We start from the raw sequence: 15397 nt of genomic DNA, 5'->3' as shown, positions 1-15397 counted from the left end.
AAAACGAGAAACCAAAAACCTTTTAAACGCCTATTTGGTCGGAATCAAATAACATGGCAACGAATAAACAAGAGAGAAGACAGCGGATCAAGTTTGGTATCCGGGCGAAAGTTTCTGGCACAGCCGAGCGTCCCCGTCTATCAGTTTTCCGCTCTAACAAAGCGATTTACGCGCAGTTGATTGACGACGTTAGCGGCCACACCCTGGCGGCTGCATCATCGGTTGAACTGAAGAGCGAAGCCGAAGGTAATACCGTCGAAACGGCGAAGAAAGTAGGCCAGCGGTTGGCCGAGAAAGCAGTTGCCAAGAATATCAGCGCAGCTGTGTTCGACCGCAATGGCTACTTATATCACGGTAAAGTAAAAGCATTGGCCGATGCAGCCCGCGAGGGAGGCCTTAAGTTCTAAGCGATGAACATCAATTCAGCAAGACCGACAAAATTTAACGAAGCCGACCTTAAAGAAAAGGTCGTAGCCATCAACCGCGTAGCGAAGGTGGTAAAAGGTGGTCGCCGGTTCAGCTTCTCGGCAATTGTCGTGGTTGGAGACGGTAACGGTGTCGTTGGTTACGGATTAGGCAAAGCCAATGAAGTAACTGATGCCATTGCTAAAGGAGTAGAAGATGCCAAGAAAAACCTGGTACAGATTCCTCTTCTGAAGCGCACGGTTCCCCACGAAATGGAAGGTAAATTCAGCGGTGGCTTTGTCCTGCTGAAACCAGCCGCTCCGGGTACTGGCGTAATTGCCGGTGGTGCTATGCGGGCCGTTCTTGAATCGGCTGGTATCCACGATATCCTGGCGAAATCGAAAGGTTCGTCGAACCCTCACAACGTAGTAAAAGCTACCCTTGATGCGCTGCTGAAAATGCGCTTACCGCACCAGGTAGCCTTCCAGCGTCAGATCAGCTTAGCAAAAGTATTTAACGGTTAATCTAAAGGAGCAATAGACATGGCACGAGTACGCATCACGCAGGTCAGCAGCACCATTAAACGACCGCTATCTCAGAAAAACGCGATCAAGTCGTTAGGCTTGGGCAAAATCAACCGCAGTGTCGAGTTGGAATACAACGACGCATTGAAAGGGGCAATCATTAAGGTGCAGCACCTAGTGAAGGTTGAAGAAATTTAACTATCTTTGCGATTCTTTTGGTTTTCAGGCCACAGTAACCAATGGTTACACTGGTATCGAAGAGCCAAAAGAATCATCTTTTTAACACTAAATAGTGGCGAAGGCAGTGCAGTAAATAGGTAAGAGTCAGCTCTTGCTTTCTCTGATCTGCTTGTTTTGCCTAAACAATCAAATGAATTTAAGCAACCTTAGACCGGCAAAGGGTTCCGTTAGAGAGCGCAAGCGAGTCGGACGCGGACAAGGATCAGGCATGGGCGGAACGTCTACGCGTGGTCACAAAGGAGCGCAGTCACGCTCAGGTTATAGCCGTAAAACACACTTCGAGGGTGGCCAGATGCCTCTCCAACGTCGTGTACCGAAATTCGGCTTCAAGAATATCAACCGCGTCGAGTACAAGCCTCTTAACCTGGATTCGATTCAGGCATTGATCGATGAAACCAACGTTACAGTAGTTGACATGGATTTTCTGCTTCAGCATGGTTTGGTGAGCAAAAAAGACCTTGTTAAAGTACTTAGCCGAGGTGAGTTGACTGCTGCAATTGAAATCCATGCCCATGCCTTTTCGAGCAGCGCTAAAGAAGCGATTGAGAAAGCAGGTGGTAAGGCTATTGTGCCTGTCAAACATGCAAAAGAGGAAGCAGCTAATTAAGTTGTGAGCACCGTAACGGCCGACATACTTTTATGAATCGACTCATCACCACGTTTAAAAATATTTTTGCAATTGACGAGCTGCGGGGTCGAATCCTGAACACGCTGTTATTTATAACAGCGTTTCGTCTTGGTTCGGCCATCGTGTTGCCTGGCGTTGACCCTAACAAACTGAATCTTAATCCACAAGGATTACTTGGTTTGCTAGACACCTTTTTGGGTGGAGCGTTCAGTAAAGCGTCGATTTTCGCGTTGGGAATCATGCCGTACATCTCGGCTTCGATTGCCATCCAATTGCTTACCCTGGCGTTACCTTACTTCCAGAAAATGCAGAAGGAAGGAGAATCGGGACGCAAGCGATTGAACCAAATTACTCGGGTGCTTACGATTGGTGTAACGGCAGTACAGGCAATTACCTACATCCGTACGACGATTCCTCAGGAAGCGTTATTGATTGATCGGGGATTGTTTACCATTTCTTCTTTATTCATTCTAACGGCCGGTACCATTTTCTGTATGTGGCTGGGAGAACGGATCACCGACAAAGGTATTGGTAACGGGATATCGATGATCATTATGATCGGTATCGTGTCACGTCTGCCAGGCGCCATCTACGGCGAAGCCCTTTCACGTGGTACGGGAGGCAGTCTGATCTTCGTACTAGAATTAGTTGGTCTGTTTTTCGTGATTATGGGTGCTGTTGTACTGACACAGGCTGTTCGTCGCATTCCCATTCAATACGCAAAGCAGGTTATTGGTAATAAAGTAGTTGGTGGTCAGCGTCAATATTTACCGCTTAAGCTGAATGCGGCCGGTGTTATGCCGATCATTTTCGCTCAGGCATTGATGTTTATTCCAACCTACGTTGCAGGTCTATTTGCAGAGAAAAGTGATTTTGCCGCTAGTGTGCAAAACGCGTTTCAAAGCTATACAACCTGGCAGTACAACCTGCTGTTCTCTCTGCTGATTATCATCTTTACGTTCTTCTATACAGCGATCTCGGTTAATCCGGTTCAGATTGCGGACGATATGAAACGTAGTGGCGGATTCATTCCGGGTGTTAAGCCAGGTTTTCAGACTTCAGAATACATTGGAACTGTTCTTGACCGTATTACCTTACCTGGTGCTGTTATGCTGGCAATCGTAGCGATTCTACCTGCCATGGCTAATCTGCTAGGTATGACAAGTGGTTTTGCCCAGTTTTTCGGTGGTACATCGCTATTAATTATGGTCGGTGTTGTGCTTGATACATTGCAACAAGTTGAAAGCTATCTATTAATGCGTCGGTACGAAGGTTTGATGAAATCAGGCCGAGTACAGGGACGTGCTAATAGCGAGACAGTAGCCGCTTAATTAACATGAGCAGTTCCGATAAAAAGGATAAGATGATTTTTTACCGAAGCGACGATGAAATCGCTTTGATAAAGATCAGTGCACAGGTATTAGGAAAAGCCCACGCCGAAGTAGCTAAGCTTATCCGTCCTGGCATAGCCACGAAGGAACTTGATAAGGTTGCGGAAACGTTTATTAAAGACAATGGCGGTATTCCATCATTCTTAGGGTATAATAAGTTTCCAGCTTCACTTTGTATCTCTGTTAACGACGTTGTTGTCCACGGTTTTCCGAGCAAATACGAACTCCGTGATGGTGACATTATCTCGATCGATTGCGGTGTTAAGCTAAATGGTTACCATAGCGATAGCGCTTATACGTATCCAGTTGGCGAAGTTAGTCCGGCCGTTCGTCGGCTGCTCACCCGTACGAAGGAGTCCCTTTACCTTGGGATTGAGAAAGCGACTGAAGGCAATCGGGTTGGTGATATCGGTTATGCTATCCAGACCTATGCAGAGAAATTCGGGTATTCTGTAGTTCGCGAATTAGTGGGTCATGGCGTTGGTCAGGACCTGCATGAAGCACCCGAGGTTCCTAACTACGGTAAGCGTGGTCAGGGGCCTAAATTACGTGAAGGTATGATTCTGGCTATTGAGCCGATGATCAACTTCGGTAAAAAGGGAGTTGTTCAGGAACGTGATGGATGGACGATTCGGACTGTTGACCGTAAGCCTTCCGCTCACTTTGAACACACAGTAGCCGTACGAAAGGGGAAGGCTGAAATTCTGACAACCTTTGAATACATAGAAGCAGTTACCGCCAATACGAGCCTGATGGTTGAAACTCAGGAATTAATAGCGGCTTAAAGCACAGATGGCAAAGCAGAATTCTATAGAACAGGATGGTGTGATTTTAGAGGCATTATCGAATGCAATGTTTCGGGTCGAATTGGCTAACAAGCATGAGGTAATTGCTCACATCTCTGGCAAAATGCGGATGAACTACATCAAGATTTTGCCGGGAGATCGTGTAAAATTGGAAATGTCGCCTTACGATCTAAGCAAGGCGCGAATTGTGTATCGGTACAAATAGGGATACAGTTTGCGGTTTACAGTTTACGGTCATCTATAACCGAAGGCTAAAAAACCAAAAACCGAAAACCGAAAACTTTTAAAATCATGAAAGTTAAAGCGTCAATCAAGAAGCGTAGTGAAGACTGCGTTGTGATCCGTCGGAAAGGAAAGCTGTACGTGATCAACAAAAAGAATCCCCGTTATAAACAAAGACAAGGCTAAGCATGGCACGTATTGCAGGTGTTGATATTCCAGACAAAAAGCGTGGCGAAATTGCGCTGACGTACATTTTCGGCATCGGCCGGAGCCGGGCTAAGAAAATTCTGACCGATGCTGGTATCAGCGTTGATAAGAAAGCCAGCGAATGGACGGATGACGAAGCGAGCGCTGTTCGTAACGCGATCTCGAACGAATACAAGGTTGAAGGTCAGTTGCGCTCAGAAGTGCAGTTGAGCATCAAACGGTTAATGGACATCGGTTGCTACCGGGGTCTCCGGCACCGGAAAGGCTTGCCAGTTCGTGGTCAGCATACGAAAAACAACTCCCGTACCCGGAAAGGTAAGCGGAAGACTGTTGCTAATAAAAAGAAAGTAACGAAATAATTAATCGGTCGCTCATCGTCATACGACTCATTTGTGGTTATTCAACGAACATCTTTGGATAACAAGTAATGAAAACCGGTGACACATTGACGATTACCTACAAACAATGGCTCAAGCAAAACGCAAAGACAAAGCGAAAAAGCGGGTGGTAATTGTTGAACCCGTTGGTCAGGTACACATCCGGGCTACGTTCAACAACATCATCATTTCGATCACTAACATGAACGGCCAGGTTATCTCCTGGGCATCGGCGGGTAAAATGGGCTTCCGTGGCTCTAAAAAAAATACGCCGTATGCTGCTCAAACTGCCGCTTCTAACTGTGCTGCCGTTGCCCATGATTTGGGAATGCGCAAAGCAGAAGTTTTCGTGAAAGGTCCAGGATCAGGCCGTGAGTCGGCTATTCGTACCATTCAGAACTCGGGTATCGAAGTAACGACAATCCGTGATATTACCCCGCTGCCGCACAATGGGTGCCGGCCGCCAAAACGTCGTCGCGTATAATACGGATGGCATGAATAAGGACAGGCGACATTTGGTTGTGTCTGTCCAATGTTTCACATTTATTCATTCATTAAAGAATGGCACGTTACACAGGGCCTAAGGCCAAAATTTCGCGCAAGTTCGGAGAACCCATCATGGGTCCGAGCAAAGCGCTCCAGAAAAAGAATTACGGACCGGGTATGCACGGTCGGGGTCGTAAACGGAAACAGTCCGAATACGCGCTCCAGTTGCTGGAAAAGCAAAAGGTAAAATATACCTATGGTATTCTGGAACGTCAGTTCCGCGCCCTGTTCCACCGCGCGCAAGTTCGGGAAGGAATCACGGGTGAAAACCTGCTTAAATTATGTGAAGCCCGTTTAGATAACACTGTTTATCGTTTGGGTATCGCTTCTTCTCGTCGGGCTGCCCGTCAGTTGGTTTCTCACAAGCACATCATCGTTGATGGCGAAGTGGTTAACATCCCCTCCTATTCGCTCAAGCCCGGTCAGTTGATCGGTGTTCGTGAGAAATCAAAGTCGTTGGAAGCGGTTGCTACTAGCTTATCGGCTCGCAATACCAAACGGTATAACTGGGTTGAGTGGGATGGTCAGGAGTTGGTTGGTAAATTTATCAGCTATCCCGAGCGTGACCAGATTCCTGAAAACTTCAACGAGCAGGCAATCGTCGAATTGTATTCGAAATAATCTTGGGTGGGCAGATACCTTCACAGGGTTCTGCCTCCTTTCTATAGTTTACGGTTTATGGGCGATTGGTTCTCGGGAAGAGGCTGGTCATTAACCCGCAAGAGTACCACAAACGAAGACCTGAAAACCGTAAACACTATTTCAGTCTTCACGCCAAGGCAGAGAACTGCTTTAAAATACGAAACGTATGTCAATTTTAGCGTTCCAAATGCCCGACAAAGTCGTAGTGGAGAAAGCTGACGACTTTCACGGGGTATTTGAATTCAAACCCCTTGAAAAAGGATACGGTGTAACAATCGGCAACGCGCTACGGCGTATTCTGCTGTCATCTTTGGAAGGTTACGCTATCACAAGCGTGAAATTCCCTGGTGTGTTGCACGAGTTTTCATCAATCGAGGGCGTCGTTGAAGACGTGACAGAGATCATTCTGAACCTGAAAATGGTTCGTTTCAAGAAGATCAATGACATGGTCGACAACAAGATCACCGTCAATATTAAGAAACAATCGGTTTTGAAAGCCGGTGATATATCCAAATTCTCGCCATCTTTCGAAGTGCTGAATCCAGAACTGGAAATCTGCCACATCGACGATACACGGGATCTGGAAATGGAAATTTTCGTGGAAAAAGGCCGGGGTTACGTACCTGCCGACGAGCCACGAGCCAATGAGCTACCCTTCGGTCATATTCCGATCGATGCTATCTACACGCCGATCAAGAACGTGAAATATAGCGTTGAAAATACTCGGGTTGAGCAAAAAACTGACTATGAGCGGTTATTGCTGGACATTGAGACGGATGGATCGATTCATCCTGAAGAAGCGCTGAAAGGGGCTGCTTACATTCTGATTCAGCACTTCATGCTGTTCTCAGATCAGACGATGACGTTTGAAACGGCGAAACCAGAAGAGGAAAACGTAGTCGATGAAGAAGTGCTGCACATGCGGAAACTTCTGAAGACGTCGCTGGCTGATCTTGATCTGTCAGTACGGGCTTACAACTGCCTCAAATCGGCTGACGTTCGGACACTGGGCGATCTTGTTCGGTTAGAGATTTCCGACATGATGAAGTTCCGTAACTTCGGTAAGAAGTCCTTAACGGAGCTGGAGCAACTTGTTGCTGAGAAAAACCTGACGTTCGGTATGGACGTTGCAAAGTACAGATTAGACGAAGACTAAGCTAGTTTGTGAGTTGTAGTTTGTAGTTAATTTCTACAGGCTACAAACTACAAACCACACACTTACTATAATGAGACACGGTAAAAAAGATAATCACCTAAGTCGGACACATTCGCACCGCGAAGCGATGTTGCAGAATATGGCGTCGTCGCTGATCCTGCACAAGCGTATCGAAACTACGCTTGCTAAGGCGAAAGAACTCCGCAAATTCGTGGAACCTATCCTGACCCGGGCCAAAGATGATACCTTCGTGAATCGTCGCGAAGTATTCCGGGCCCTGAATGACAAGGACACGATGAAAGAATTGTTCGGAACAGTGGCCGATAAGATCGCCAGCCGTCCGGGCGGTTACACACGCATCATCAAGTTGGGTAACCGCTTAGGTGATAACGCTGAAACCTGTTTAATCGAACTGGTAGACTTCAACGAGTTGCTGTTGGCAGCAGCATCTGAGAAAGCAGCTGCTACGACAACAAAAACCCGTCGTAGCCGCCGTGGAACAGGCGCTCGCCCGGCAACCGAAACGGCACCTGTTGCTGAAGCAGCTGCTACGACTACAGGTGAAGAGCCTTCTGCTGAAGTTGTTGAAGATGAGGCACCAGCAGTTGCCGAGACAACAGTGAGTGGCGATGACCTGACGAAGATTGAGGGCGTTGGACCTAAAATATCGGAGTTGCTCAATAACGCTGGGATTACTACCTTTGCACAGCTAGCGGATGCGCAGGACGAAGTCGTTCAGCAAGTCCTGACCGAAGCCGGTTCCCGGTTTAATGTACACGATGCATCAACCTGGAACGAACAGGCAGCCCTAGCCCGCGATGGCAAATGGGATGAATTGACTGAATTACAGGATCGTTTAAAAGGTGGTAAAGAATAACCAAGTGCCTTACACACACATCATATAGAAATGGGTTAGCCGTTCAACGGTTAGCCCTTTTTTTTAGTCTTTTAAGCCAAAACGCATACATGAAACATACGCAACAACCTGAAGCCCTACTAGTTTTACAAGATGGGACCGTTTATAGAGGTTTGGCTCTCGGTAAAATTGGTACAGCTGGAGGTGAAATATGCTTCAATACGGGCATGACCGGTTATCAGGAGATATACACCGATCCTTCTTACTATGGCCAGGTTATTATCAACACGACTTCGCACATTGGTAACTATGGTATTTTGAATAATGCCGAACAGGAGTCCAATGGCGTGAAAATCCGGGCGATGGTTTGCAATTTCTTCTCGAACATTCACTCCCGCTATACCGCCGATGGTTCGTTGCAGGATTATTTCGAAAGAGCAAACATTGTTGGTATCCATGGTGTAGATACCCGGCAACTCGTTCGCTACATTCGCTCAAAAGGCGTGATGAACTGCATTATTTCCTCCGAAATTCTTGACCCAGCCGTACTACTCGCTGAATTGAACAAGGTGCCAGACATGGATGGGCTCGAACTCTCTTCAGAAGTATGCACAAAGGAAGCGTATGAACAAGGTGACCCTGAAGCCGCTCTGCGCGTAGCGGTACTTGATTTAGGCGTTAAACGAAGCATTCTAAGCAATTTTAATCAGAGGGGTGTGTTCTGCAAGGTATTTCCTGCCCGGACGTCTCACGCAGACTTAGCGGCCTGGAAACCGAACGGCTACTTCATTGCGAACGGACCGGGTGATCCGGCAGCGATGCCGTACGCCGTTGAGACGGTGAAACAAGCCCTGGAAACCGAAAAGCCTTTGTTTGGGATTTGTCTTGGTCATCAGATTCTGTCGCTGGCAAGTGGTATATCGACTTACAAAATGCACAACGGACACCGGGGATTGAACCACCCGGTCAAGAACTTGATTACAGGTCACTGTGAGGTCACTTCGCAAAATCATGGTTTCGCAGTTAGTGCCGATGAAGTGATGGATCATGCTAATGTTGAACTAACGCACATCAACCTGAACGATAAAACCATTGAAGGCATTCGTCGGAAAGACAAGCCCGCCTTTTCGGTACAGTATCACCCAGAGTCTTCGCCGGGTCCGCACGATTCGCATTACTTGTTCGATCAGTTTATCGGCATGATGAAAGAATAGACATTGAAAGCCTGGCTTTGGCCAGGCTTTTTCATTTACTCCCTTTCCGCCAGAACTCCCGGCTCCAAACCCGGACAAATGGCCACTGACGGGCTTGGAGCGCCTTCGGCAGATACGCATGAGCCTGTTTGATTGTCTGCTGATAATAAGCATCATCGTCAGTCAGAATGAGCGACTGGTAGCTACCATCCGGCTCCTTTACTGTCAGATCAGCAAAAGGCAACTCAGGCTGCCAGTTGGAATGCTGACTGGCCAACCTATCTTTTAACAACGTACCTGATGGTACTACCTGTGAGGCCTTTTGCATGGGCCTAAACTGTTCCTGGGCAACCGCCAATGCATACGTCAGGTAGGCTTTCAGTAGTTTTGGCCCTTCATTAGCCGTGTCGGCTACAGTCAGTTGATCAGGCCACAGACTCGTGACCACATACACCCGCTCCCGCGCCCGCGTAACGGCTACGTTTAATCTGTTTTCGCCCCCTTTGGCATTTAAGCTCCCAAACTGCATCGACAGGCGGCCGCGTTCATCGGGTGCGTAGCCAACCGAAAAAATAATAATGTCACGCTCGTCTCCCTGCACATTTTCGATATTCTTGACAAATAGTTGTAACGAAGCCATTTTGTCCGTCTGCATCGTCGGTAAACCATCCGCGTTACTTTCCAGCATATCCTGAATCAATTGCTGTTGCGGAAAGTTAAACGTTACGATACCTATCGAACGGCCAGGCATCTCGGTTACCAACTGATCGAGGAGTTGTAAAACGGCCTCGGCTTCAACCGGATTTGTATGCTGCTGCCAGGTTCCTTTCACATTCATGTACCGAATAGCTGGCTCATGTCGGTTGATCTCATCGAAATGTGGCAGAAGAGACAGCTTATTCTGGTAGAAATGCTCGTTTGAGAAAGTGATCAAATCCAGTGAACGACTACGATAATGCTCCGTGAGCGATAGTTGTGGTAGATCCTGAGCGGCCAGTTCGAGCAGTGACTCGACTTCAAGAGCGGCTGGTATTTCTTCGTCCAGCTCGACATCGTCCAGACGGGTCCGATACAGATCACTTGGCCGTAGCTGCTGACTGTCGCCCGTAATAACAACTTGCTTCCCGCGAGCCATGGCAGGCACGCCGTTTTCGGCAAAACATTGAGAAGCCTCATCAAAAATAACTAGATCGAACAAGCCTTCTCGTAATGGAAACATCGCCGACACGGATTCCGGCGAAGCTAACCAGCACGGCACAAGCTTGAATACTTCATCGGCAAACGACTCCATCAGTTTCCTGACAGGCCAGACATTTCGCTTTTTGGTCACCTGATGCGCTAAATCGCGATAGGTAACTACATTGTTTAGCCGGTTGACTGTTAAATTTCGATAAGTCTGTTCTCGTAGCTTTATGAGTAAAATATCTCGGCTCAACGCTTGCTTTCGCTGGATGCTCTCTTGTAAGGTTTGCTCCAACTGATTCATTTTGAGCGTCGATACAGTCCGAAGCTCGGGATATTGCTGCTCAATATGCTCAATCCAGGCAGTTCGTAAGCTATTTTGAAACGTATCGACCCACACCGCTATATCTAAACCCGCCAATCGGCGGATAATGAGCTGCTCGGCATCCGAAAATCCTTCTTTCAGGCGATCTACTTCGACAAGTGAATCAAAGTTGTCTCGGAGGCTTTGGCGAAGCGGAACCACGTAAGCGGGATCTGCCCACGCCTGTATCAGTTGTTTCTCTGTTAGATAAGCAGAGGCTTCAGCCTGTTGCTGGGTAACGTTCATCGCCCGTTGCATAATCATTCTTATCTGATCGGCAAGTAATGTAGGCGACTGCCAGCTGGAAAGGGGCAATTGCTGAAGCAGACCAAGCGTTGCCAGACGTTCGGCTAGGTGTTGTGCCCGACGTAAAACGCGTAAACTATCCGGCAATGCGGGCAAATTTAACCCGTCAACCAACGGAGCCACTTCATGCCGGATACCCTCCAACCGGATTCGCTTACTCACCTTCGTTGCCAGCGTTTGCAAATCCAATTCCGAAAGGCTGAGTTCATTCGCGGCAGCGACCGCCCGCACTTGTGTTTTTCCCGCATTGGTCAATTGCCACCAGTTCCAGCTCACCCACGACGAACGAGCGGTTAGAGCCTCAGCCACTACATCGCGAAAGGCACGCAGGTCCGTCGTCGCCAGTGATGACTCCGGACCAGGGGCGGCCAGAACCTCATCCCAACTGCTAGCCAGTTCGTCCAAACGAGTCTCAGAAATCGTTAAGGCGGGATGCGTAGTTACCTTACGCAGATGTGTTACAATTCCCCACAGAACTAATGCATCCGGCACATCAAGTAGAGTCAAAAGGGCGGTTAAGTCCCATTCATAGGCCTGCCAGACCTGTAACTCGTCAAATACGAGCGGCCGACCTACCAGCGCGGTCAACTGTTCTGCAACGGTCTGACGAAGCTTATCCCAGTCACTTATTGCCTGATCGGCTTTACGCAAATCAGTACAGGTAAAGGCAGAGAAGCTAACCCGGTTAGCCCACATCAACTCGGTACCCAGTACTTGTTGATACGCAACGAAACTGGTTAGCCGCTGGATAAAATTTTCGACATTATCCAGGCGAAACTGGTAATAAACATCATCCAGCGCGATAAAGGCTCTGTCGTTTTCCGCAGATGCCGTCGTCAGGTATAGCTCTTTGGCCGAAACACCGCTTTCCGCTGTATCGAACAGCGCATTTTTAAAGAGCTGTAATGCGGTAACCGTCTCGTCGATCCGGCGGCTTTCTGCATCGAAGTCACGTTCGAGCAACACAGCATTCAGGCTGTTATTTTGTTGCTTGTACTGGTCTATTTGCTCAATCTGTGCCGCAACTTGAGTGTACAAAGCTCGCCTGTCATTTTGAAAATCATGAATCAACGCCAAAAAAGGATTCATGCCCACGTCTTCAAGACGCTTTTGAACCACATCCAGAGCGGCCCTTTTTTGGCACACCAGCAACACCCGCTTTCCCGACGCGGCTGCGTCGGCCATCAGGTTAGCAATCAATTGAGACTTGCCGGTTCCGGGAGGGCCCTGTACTACCAGCGACTGCCCCGTTCTTATTGCCCGCACGGTCGCTTCCTGCGAGGCATCCATGAGTAATGGTGTATGAAGACGTCGTTCCGGGAGAGGAACCGTAGGAACCAGGACAGAATCGTCATCTTCAGACGGGGACGCATCGCTCATCTCCCAGTTGAACAGTTCATCGGACGACTCCCCTCGGTTTGCAATCAACGTATCATAATCCGGCACCAGAAATGACCCGGCTTGTGGAAAAATACCGAGTACGGCTTCTGAATAGAGCTTTAACTCACCCGTTTGTTCGAGTTGAGCAAGGTCCCTGGCAGGCTGCTTATTGAAAAATTGGAGCGTATCGGCAAATAAATCCGGATTGAAATTTAGCTCTAGCTGACTGGCCTTGAGCCATTCGTAAAGTTGTGTCCGGAAAACAAGCGGATCACGGTCAAAATCATCGACTGTTTTTTCAGTAATCTCGTCTGACAACTTTACCTGGTTAAATTGCTGATACGCTAACGCAAATGCTGGGTTCAGAAAGCCCAGTTCATCGCCCCGACGAACCAGCTTCCAGAATTTTCCCTGTTGTTCGATCTGCACCGGAAAAAACAAAAGGGGACCGTGAACAACTGATTCATTCAGAAACTTGCCTTTCACGAATGGCCAGCCAACATACAAATCTTCCGTACCCCGCTCCTCTTCAATAAAACGGGCTGTTCGGTCAATACGCCGAAGTTTACGACTTACCTCGTTGCTTCGCTCCTGCCGGGGATCGAGCACTTCACAAAGTGACACCGACGATTTGCGGCCTAGCAAATCGACAATAATGCTGAACGACGGTTTATTGAGGAGAAAGTCTGTCTCGTGTAAATCCAGAAATTGACCGGCGGGCAGGGTAGTTAATAGCAGAGAACGATTACGACTGCTGAGGTTCGTTAAGCGTCGGCGAAAGGTTTTCAGTACGGCAGTGTGCGCAAACGTCATCTGATAAGCGGGGTGTCTTTCCCAAAACTAACGTTTATCAGGCGGAAAGTGTGCGTATAGGCTACTGCCTACAATCAGGAAGCCACTCACAGCAAGAAACAGAACGGGCGAGGGCCACTAAAACAAATGTTTAGTGGCCCTCGCCCGTTCTTACTTCTCTTCTTAACAGCTTACTCGGCCAATGCTTTCTTTTCGGGTATGAGCCAGGAAGCCAGAACGCTGATTGTTAAAATAGCAACGATAATATACAGGGAATAAACGGGTTTGAAACCCTGTTCAGCCAGCCAATGTTCAGCCAGCATTTTGGCACCAATGAAGGTAAGTAAGACGGCCAAACCTACTTTCAGGAAGCGGAACTGACTCATAATGCTGGACAAAAAGAAGAACATCGAACGGAGTCCCATAATGGCAAAAACGTTCGAGAAGAAGACAATGTAAGGGTCTTTCGTAATGGAGAAGATGGCCGGAATGGAATCGACGGCAAACACGAGATCCGTAAACGAGATAACGATCACAATCAGGAACAGGGGCGTTACAAACAGCTTATGGTCCGATTTCCGACGGATAAAGAAATTGTCGGAGACATTGCGGTTGTATACGTTTAAGTACTTGCTGGCAAAACGTACCACCGGATGCGTAGATGGTTCGATCTGCTCTTCCTCATCTTTCTGAAAAAACAGTTGAATACCTGTGTACACCAGAAAGGCGCCAAACAGATACATGATCCATTCGAACCGCTGAATAAGGGCCGACCCCAGGAAAATAAAAATGAATCGCAGGACAATAGCACCCAGAATCCCCCAAACCAGGATTTTCTTATAGTAGCGTGGCCGCACCCTGAACGAATTGAAAATTAGGATAAAGACGAATATATTATCGGCGGACAAAGAATATTCGACCAGATAACCGGTAATGTATTCCAGAGACATATTAGCCTGAAACTTGGCTAAACTGGCCGCAAAGTTGCCCGGAATGAGTTGAACGTGTTCGGCATATTTATTGCGGACTTCCTCAAGCCGGGCCATATCGGTAATACCATGTACGAGGTACCCGAATCGTTGCAGGAAAAAGTAAAAGGCAATCGATAAGGCAACCCAGATGGCACTCCAGATGGCTGCCTCTTTAAACTGCACGACATGGCTTTTTTGCTTGGAAAATATCCCCAAATCAAAAGCCATTATGACCAGGACGAACACTGTAAACGCCAGGAAAAACAAAGTTTCGTTGGAAAGCATACAAAAACGGCGGATAGATAATTGATTATCCATCGCTCGAAAAGATGAGAAAATTTTACAAATCTACGCTCAATCCGTTGAAGCTGTGGGCTTCTTAAGGTAAATAATTGGCATATTCACATCAACCCATTAGTTTTGGCCTATGTTTAATGGCAAAAAAGTTATTGTAGTAATGCCCGCTTATCGGGCAGCTCTAACATTAGGGCGAACCTATAAGGAAATTCCTTTCGATCTGGTCGATGATGTTATTCTGGTCGACGACGCCAGTCCCGACAATACGGTTGAAGTAGCACGGCAGTTAGGTATTCGTCATGTGATCCGTCATGACAAAAACAAAGGGTATGGCGGTAACCAGAAAACATGTTATGCCAAAGCCATGGAACTAGGTGCTGACATTGTTGTCATGCTTCACCCCGATTATCAGTACACTCCTTTGCTGCTACCCGCCATCATATCCATTATTGGCAATGGCCTGTATCCTGTTGTGTTTGCCTCCCGGATTTTGGGCAAAGGTGCCTTGAAAGGTGGTATGCCCATGTACAAATACATTGCTAACCGCTTTCTGACATTCACTCAGAACCTGCTGATGAACCAGAAACTTTCTGAATACCATACCGGCTACCGGGCCTTTTCGGGCGAAGTGCTACGCAGTCTAGACTTCACGCATAACTCCGACGATTTCATTTTCGATAACGAAATGGTTGCTCAGATTTTCTTCAAAGGCTACGAAATTGGTGAAGTCACCTGCCCCACCAAGTACTTTGAGGAAGCGTCGTCTATCAACTTCAAACGTAGTTCGATTTATGGTCTGGGTGTTCTGCGCACTTCTGCACTCTATTTTCTGACGAAAATCGGGCTGGCAAACTGGAAAGTCTTGAAAAAATAAATTTCTACGTTTCCATAAACGCCATCGCCAGCCTTAAA

General features: G+C 47.6%; 17 protein-coding genes. 15 read left to right on the top strand and 2 right to left on the bottom strand.

What is annotated here, in order from left to right; translation table 11 throughout:
• Positions 1–53 precede the first annotated feature (53 nt).
• From rplR to carA, 14 genes are all read left to right on the top strand, one after another.
• The gene (rplR, locus tag ACYU8Y_RS10195; RefSeq protein WP_046577838.1) at positions 54–407 is read left to right on the top strand and encodes a 50S ribosomal protein L18; all 354 of its coding nucleotides are present in this window, start codon (positions 54–56) and stop codon (positions 405–407) included.
• Between the two features lie 3 nt (positions 408–410).
• A complete protein-coding gene (gene rpsE / locus ACYU8Y_RS10190) occupies positions 411–929 on the top strand; it encodes a 30S ribosomal protein S5 (protein WP_012930225.1) in 519 nt (172 codons plus the stop codon).
• An 18-nt stretch (positions 930–947) separates the two neighbouring features.
• On the top strand, positions 948–1127 hold the full coding sequence (gene rpmD, locus ACYU8Y_RS10185) for a 50S ribosomal protein L30 (protein ID WP_097129752.1): 180 nt from the start codon (positions 948–950) through the stop codon (positions 1125–1127).
• A 172-nt stretch (positions 1128–1299) separates the two neighbouring features.
• On the top strand, positions 1300–1776 hold the full coding sequence (rplO, locus tag ACYU8Y_RS10180) for a 50S ribosomal protein L15 (RefSeq protein ID WP_460936765.1): 477 nt from the start codon (positions 1300–1302) through the stop codon (positions 1774–1776).
• Positions 1777–1808: 32 nt separating this feature from the next.
• Positions 1809–3128 carry a preprotein translocase subunit SecY gene (gene secY, locus ACYU8Y_RS10175; RefSeq protein ID WP_460936763.1) on the top strand — a complete coding sequence of 440 codons (1320 nt, stop codon included), beginning with the start codon at positions 1809–1811 and terminating at the stop codon, positions 3126–3128.
• A gap of 32 nt (positions 3129–3160) precedes the next feature.
• On the top strand, positions 3161–3973 hold the full coding sequence (gene map / locus ACYU8Y_RS10170) for a type I methionyl aminopeptidase (RefSeq protein ID WP_460939018.1): 813 nt from the start codon (positions 3161–3163) through the stop codon (positions 3971–3973).
• 7 nt (positions 3974–3980) lie between these two features.
• Positions 3981–4199, top strand: a complete 219-nt coding sequence (infA, locus tag ACYU8Y_RS10165) for a translation initiation factor IF-1 (RefSeq protein WP_009284801.1) — start codon at positions 3981–3983, stop codon at positions 4197–4199.
• Positions 4200–4285: 86 nt separating this feature from the next.
• The gene (gene rpmJ / locus ACYU8Y_RS10160) at positions 4286–4402 is read left to right on the top strand and encodes a 50S ribosomal protein L36 (protein WP_046577847.1); all 117 of its coding nucleotides are present in this window, start codon (positions 4286–4288) and stop codon (positions 4400–4402) included.
• A gap of 2 nt (positions 4403–4404) precedes the next feature.
• Entirely contained in the window at positions 4405–4782 is a 378-nt protein-coding gene (gene rpsM / locus ACYU8Y_RS10155) for a 30S ribosomal protein S13 (protein ID WP_046577849.1), read from the top strand.
• Between the two features lie 106 nt (positions 4783–4888).
• On the top strand, positions 4889–5284 hold the full coding sequence (gene rpsK, locus ACYU8Y_RS10150) for a 30S ribosomal protein S11 (RefSeq protein ID WP_012930219.1): 396 nt from the start codon (positions 4889–4891) through the stop codon (positions 5282–5284).
• A 77-nt stretch (positions 5285–5361) separates the two neighbouring features.
• Positions 5362–5967 carry a 30S ribosomal protein S4 gene (gene rpsD / locus ACYU8Y_RS10145; RefSeq protein WP_460936760.1) on the top strand — a complete coding sequence of 202 codons (606 nt, stop codon included), beginning with the start codon at positions 5362–5364 and terminating at the stop codon, positions 5965–5967.
• A gap of 187 nt (positions 5968–6154) precedes the next feature.
• On the top strand, positions 6155–7144 hold the full coding sequence (locus ACYU8Y_RS10140) for a DNA-directed RNA polymerase subunit alpha (protein WP_046577854.1): 990 nt from the start codon (positions 6155–6157) through the stop codon (positions 7142–7144).
• 70 nt (positions 7145–7214) lie between these two features.
• On the top strand, positions 7215–8021 hold the full coding sequence (rplQ, locus tag ACYU8Y_RS10135; protein ID WP_460936757.1) for a 50S ribosomal protein L17: 807 nt from the start codon (positions 7215–7217) through the stop codon (positions 8019–8021).
• An 89-nt stretch (positions 8022–8110) separates the two neighbouring features.
• The gene (gene carA, locus ACYU8Y_RS10130) at positions 8111–9214 is read left to right on the top strand and encodes a glutamine-hydrolyzing carbamoyl-phosphate synthase small subunit (protein ID WP_460936755.1); all 1104 of its coding nucleotides are present in this window, start codon (positions 8111–8113) and stop codon (positions 9212–9214) included.
• A gap of 31 nt (positions 9215–9245) precedes the next feature.
• On the opposite strand, the gene ACYU8Y_RS10125 is transcribed toward carA, so the two are convergent.
• Both ACYU8Y_RS10125 and ACYU8Y_RS10120 read right to left on the bottom strand, forming a co-directional pair.
• Positions 9246–13238, bottom strand: a complete 3993-nt coding sequence (locus ACYU8Y_RS10125) for an AAA domain-containing protein (RefSeq protein WP_460936753.1) — start codon at positions 13236–13238, stop codon at positions 9246–9248.
• Positions 13239–13408: 170 nt separating this feature from the next.
• Positions 13409–14473, bottom strand: coding sequence for a TerC/Alx family metal homeostasis membrane protein (locus tag ACYU8Y_RS10120; protein ID WP_460936752.1), 1065 nt, complete (start codon positions 14471–14473; stop codon positions 13409–13411).
• Positions 14474–14615: 142 nt separating this feature from the next.
• On the opposite strand from ACYU8Y_RS10120, the gene ACYU8Y_RS10115 reads away from it, so the two are divergent.
• Positions 14616–15359 carry a glycosyltransferase family 2 protein gene (locus ACYU8Y_RS10115; RefSeq protein WP_460936750.1) on the top strand — a complete coding sequence of 248 codons (744 nt, stop codon included), beginning with the start codon at positions 14616–14618 and terminating at the stop codon, positions 15357–15359.
• Positions 15360–15397: the final 38 nt, after the last annotated feature.

The organism is Spirosoma humi, assembly GCF_054776575.1.
The sequence above is the reverse complement of the archived record's forward strand: the minus strand, read 5'-3'. Positions and strand labels throughout refer to the sequence as shown.

Excerpts from the sequence above, each read along its gene's own strand:
- secY (WP_460936763.1), top strand. The coding sequence starts at position 1,809 with ATGAATCGACTCATCACCACGTTTAAAAATATTTTTGCAATTGACGAG.
- rplR (WP_046577838.1), top strand. The coding sequence starts at position 54 with ATGGCAACGAATAAACAAGAGAGAAGACAGCGGATCAAGTTTGGTATC.
- ACYU8Y_RS10120 (WP_460936752.1), bottom strand. The coding sequence starts at position 14,473 with ATGCTTTCCAACGAAACTTTGTTTTTCCTGGCGTTTACAGTGTTCGTC.
- rpsM (WP_046577849.1), top strand. The coding sequence starts at position 4,405 with ATGGCACGTATTGCAGGTGTTGATATTCCAGACAAAAAGCGTGGCGAA.
- rplQ (WP_460936757.1), top strand. The coding sequence starts at position 7,215 with ATGAGACACGGTAAAAAAGATAATCACCTAAGTCGGACACATTCGCAC.
- rplO (WP_460936765.1), top strand. The coding sequence starts at position 1,300 with ATGAATTTAAGCAACCTTAGACCGGCAAAGGGTTCCGTTAGAGAGCGC.
- rpmJ (WP_046577847.1), top strand. The coding sequence starts at position 4,286 with ATGAAAGTTAAAGCGTCAATCAAGAAGCGTAGTGAAGACTGCGTTGTG.
- rpsE (WP_012930225.1), top strand. The coding sequence starts at position 411 with ATGAACATCAATTCAGCAAGACCGACAAAATTTAACGAAGCCGACCTT.
- map (WP_460939018.1), top strand. The coding sequence starts at position 3,161 with ATGATTTTTTACCGAAGCGACGATGAAATCGCTTTGATAAAGATCAGT.
- infA (WP_009284801.1), top strand. The coding sequence starts at position 3,981 with ATGGCAAAGCAGAATTCTATAGAACAGGATGGTGTGATTTTAGAGGCA.
- ACYU8Y_RS10115 (WP_460936750.1), top strand. The coding sequence starts at position 14,616 with ATGTTTAATGGCAAAAAAGTTATTGTAGTAATGCCCGCTTATCGGGCA.
- rpmD (WP_097129752.1), top strand. The coding sequence starts at position 948 with ATGGCACGAGTACGCATCACGCAGGTCAGCAGCACCATTAAACGACCG.
- rpsK (WP_012930219.1), top strand. The coding sequence starts at position 4,889 with ATGGCTCAAGCAAAACGCAAAGACAAAGCGAAAAAGCGGGTGGTAATT.
- ACYU8Y_RS10125 (WP_460936753.1), bottom strand. The coding sequence starts at position 13,238 with ATGACGTTTGCGCACACTGCCGTACTGAAAACCTTTCGCCGACGCTTA.
- carA (WP_460936755.1), top strand. The coding sequence starts at position 8,111 with ATGAAACATACGCAACAACCTGAAGCCCTACTAGTTTTACAAGATGGG.
- ACYU8Y_RS10140 (WP_046577854.1), top strand. The coding sequence starts at position 6,155 with ATGTCAATTTTAGCGTTCCAAATGCCCGACAAAGTCGTAGTGGAGAAA.
- rpsD (WP_460936760.1), top strand. The coding sequence starts at position 5,362 with ATGGCACGTTACACAGGGCCTAAGGCCAAAATTTCGCGCAAGTTCGGA.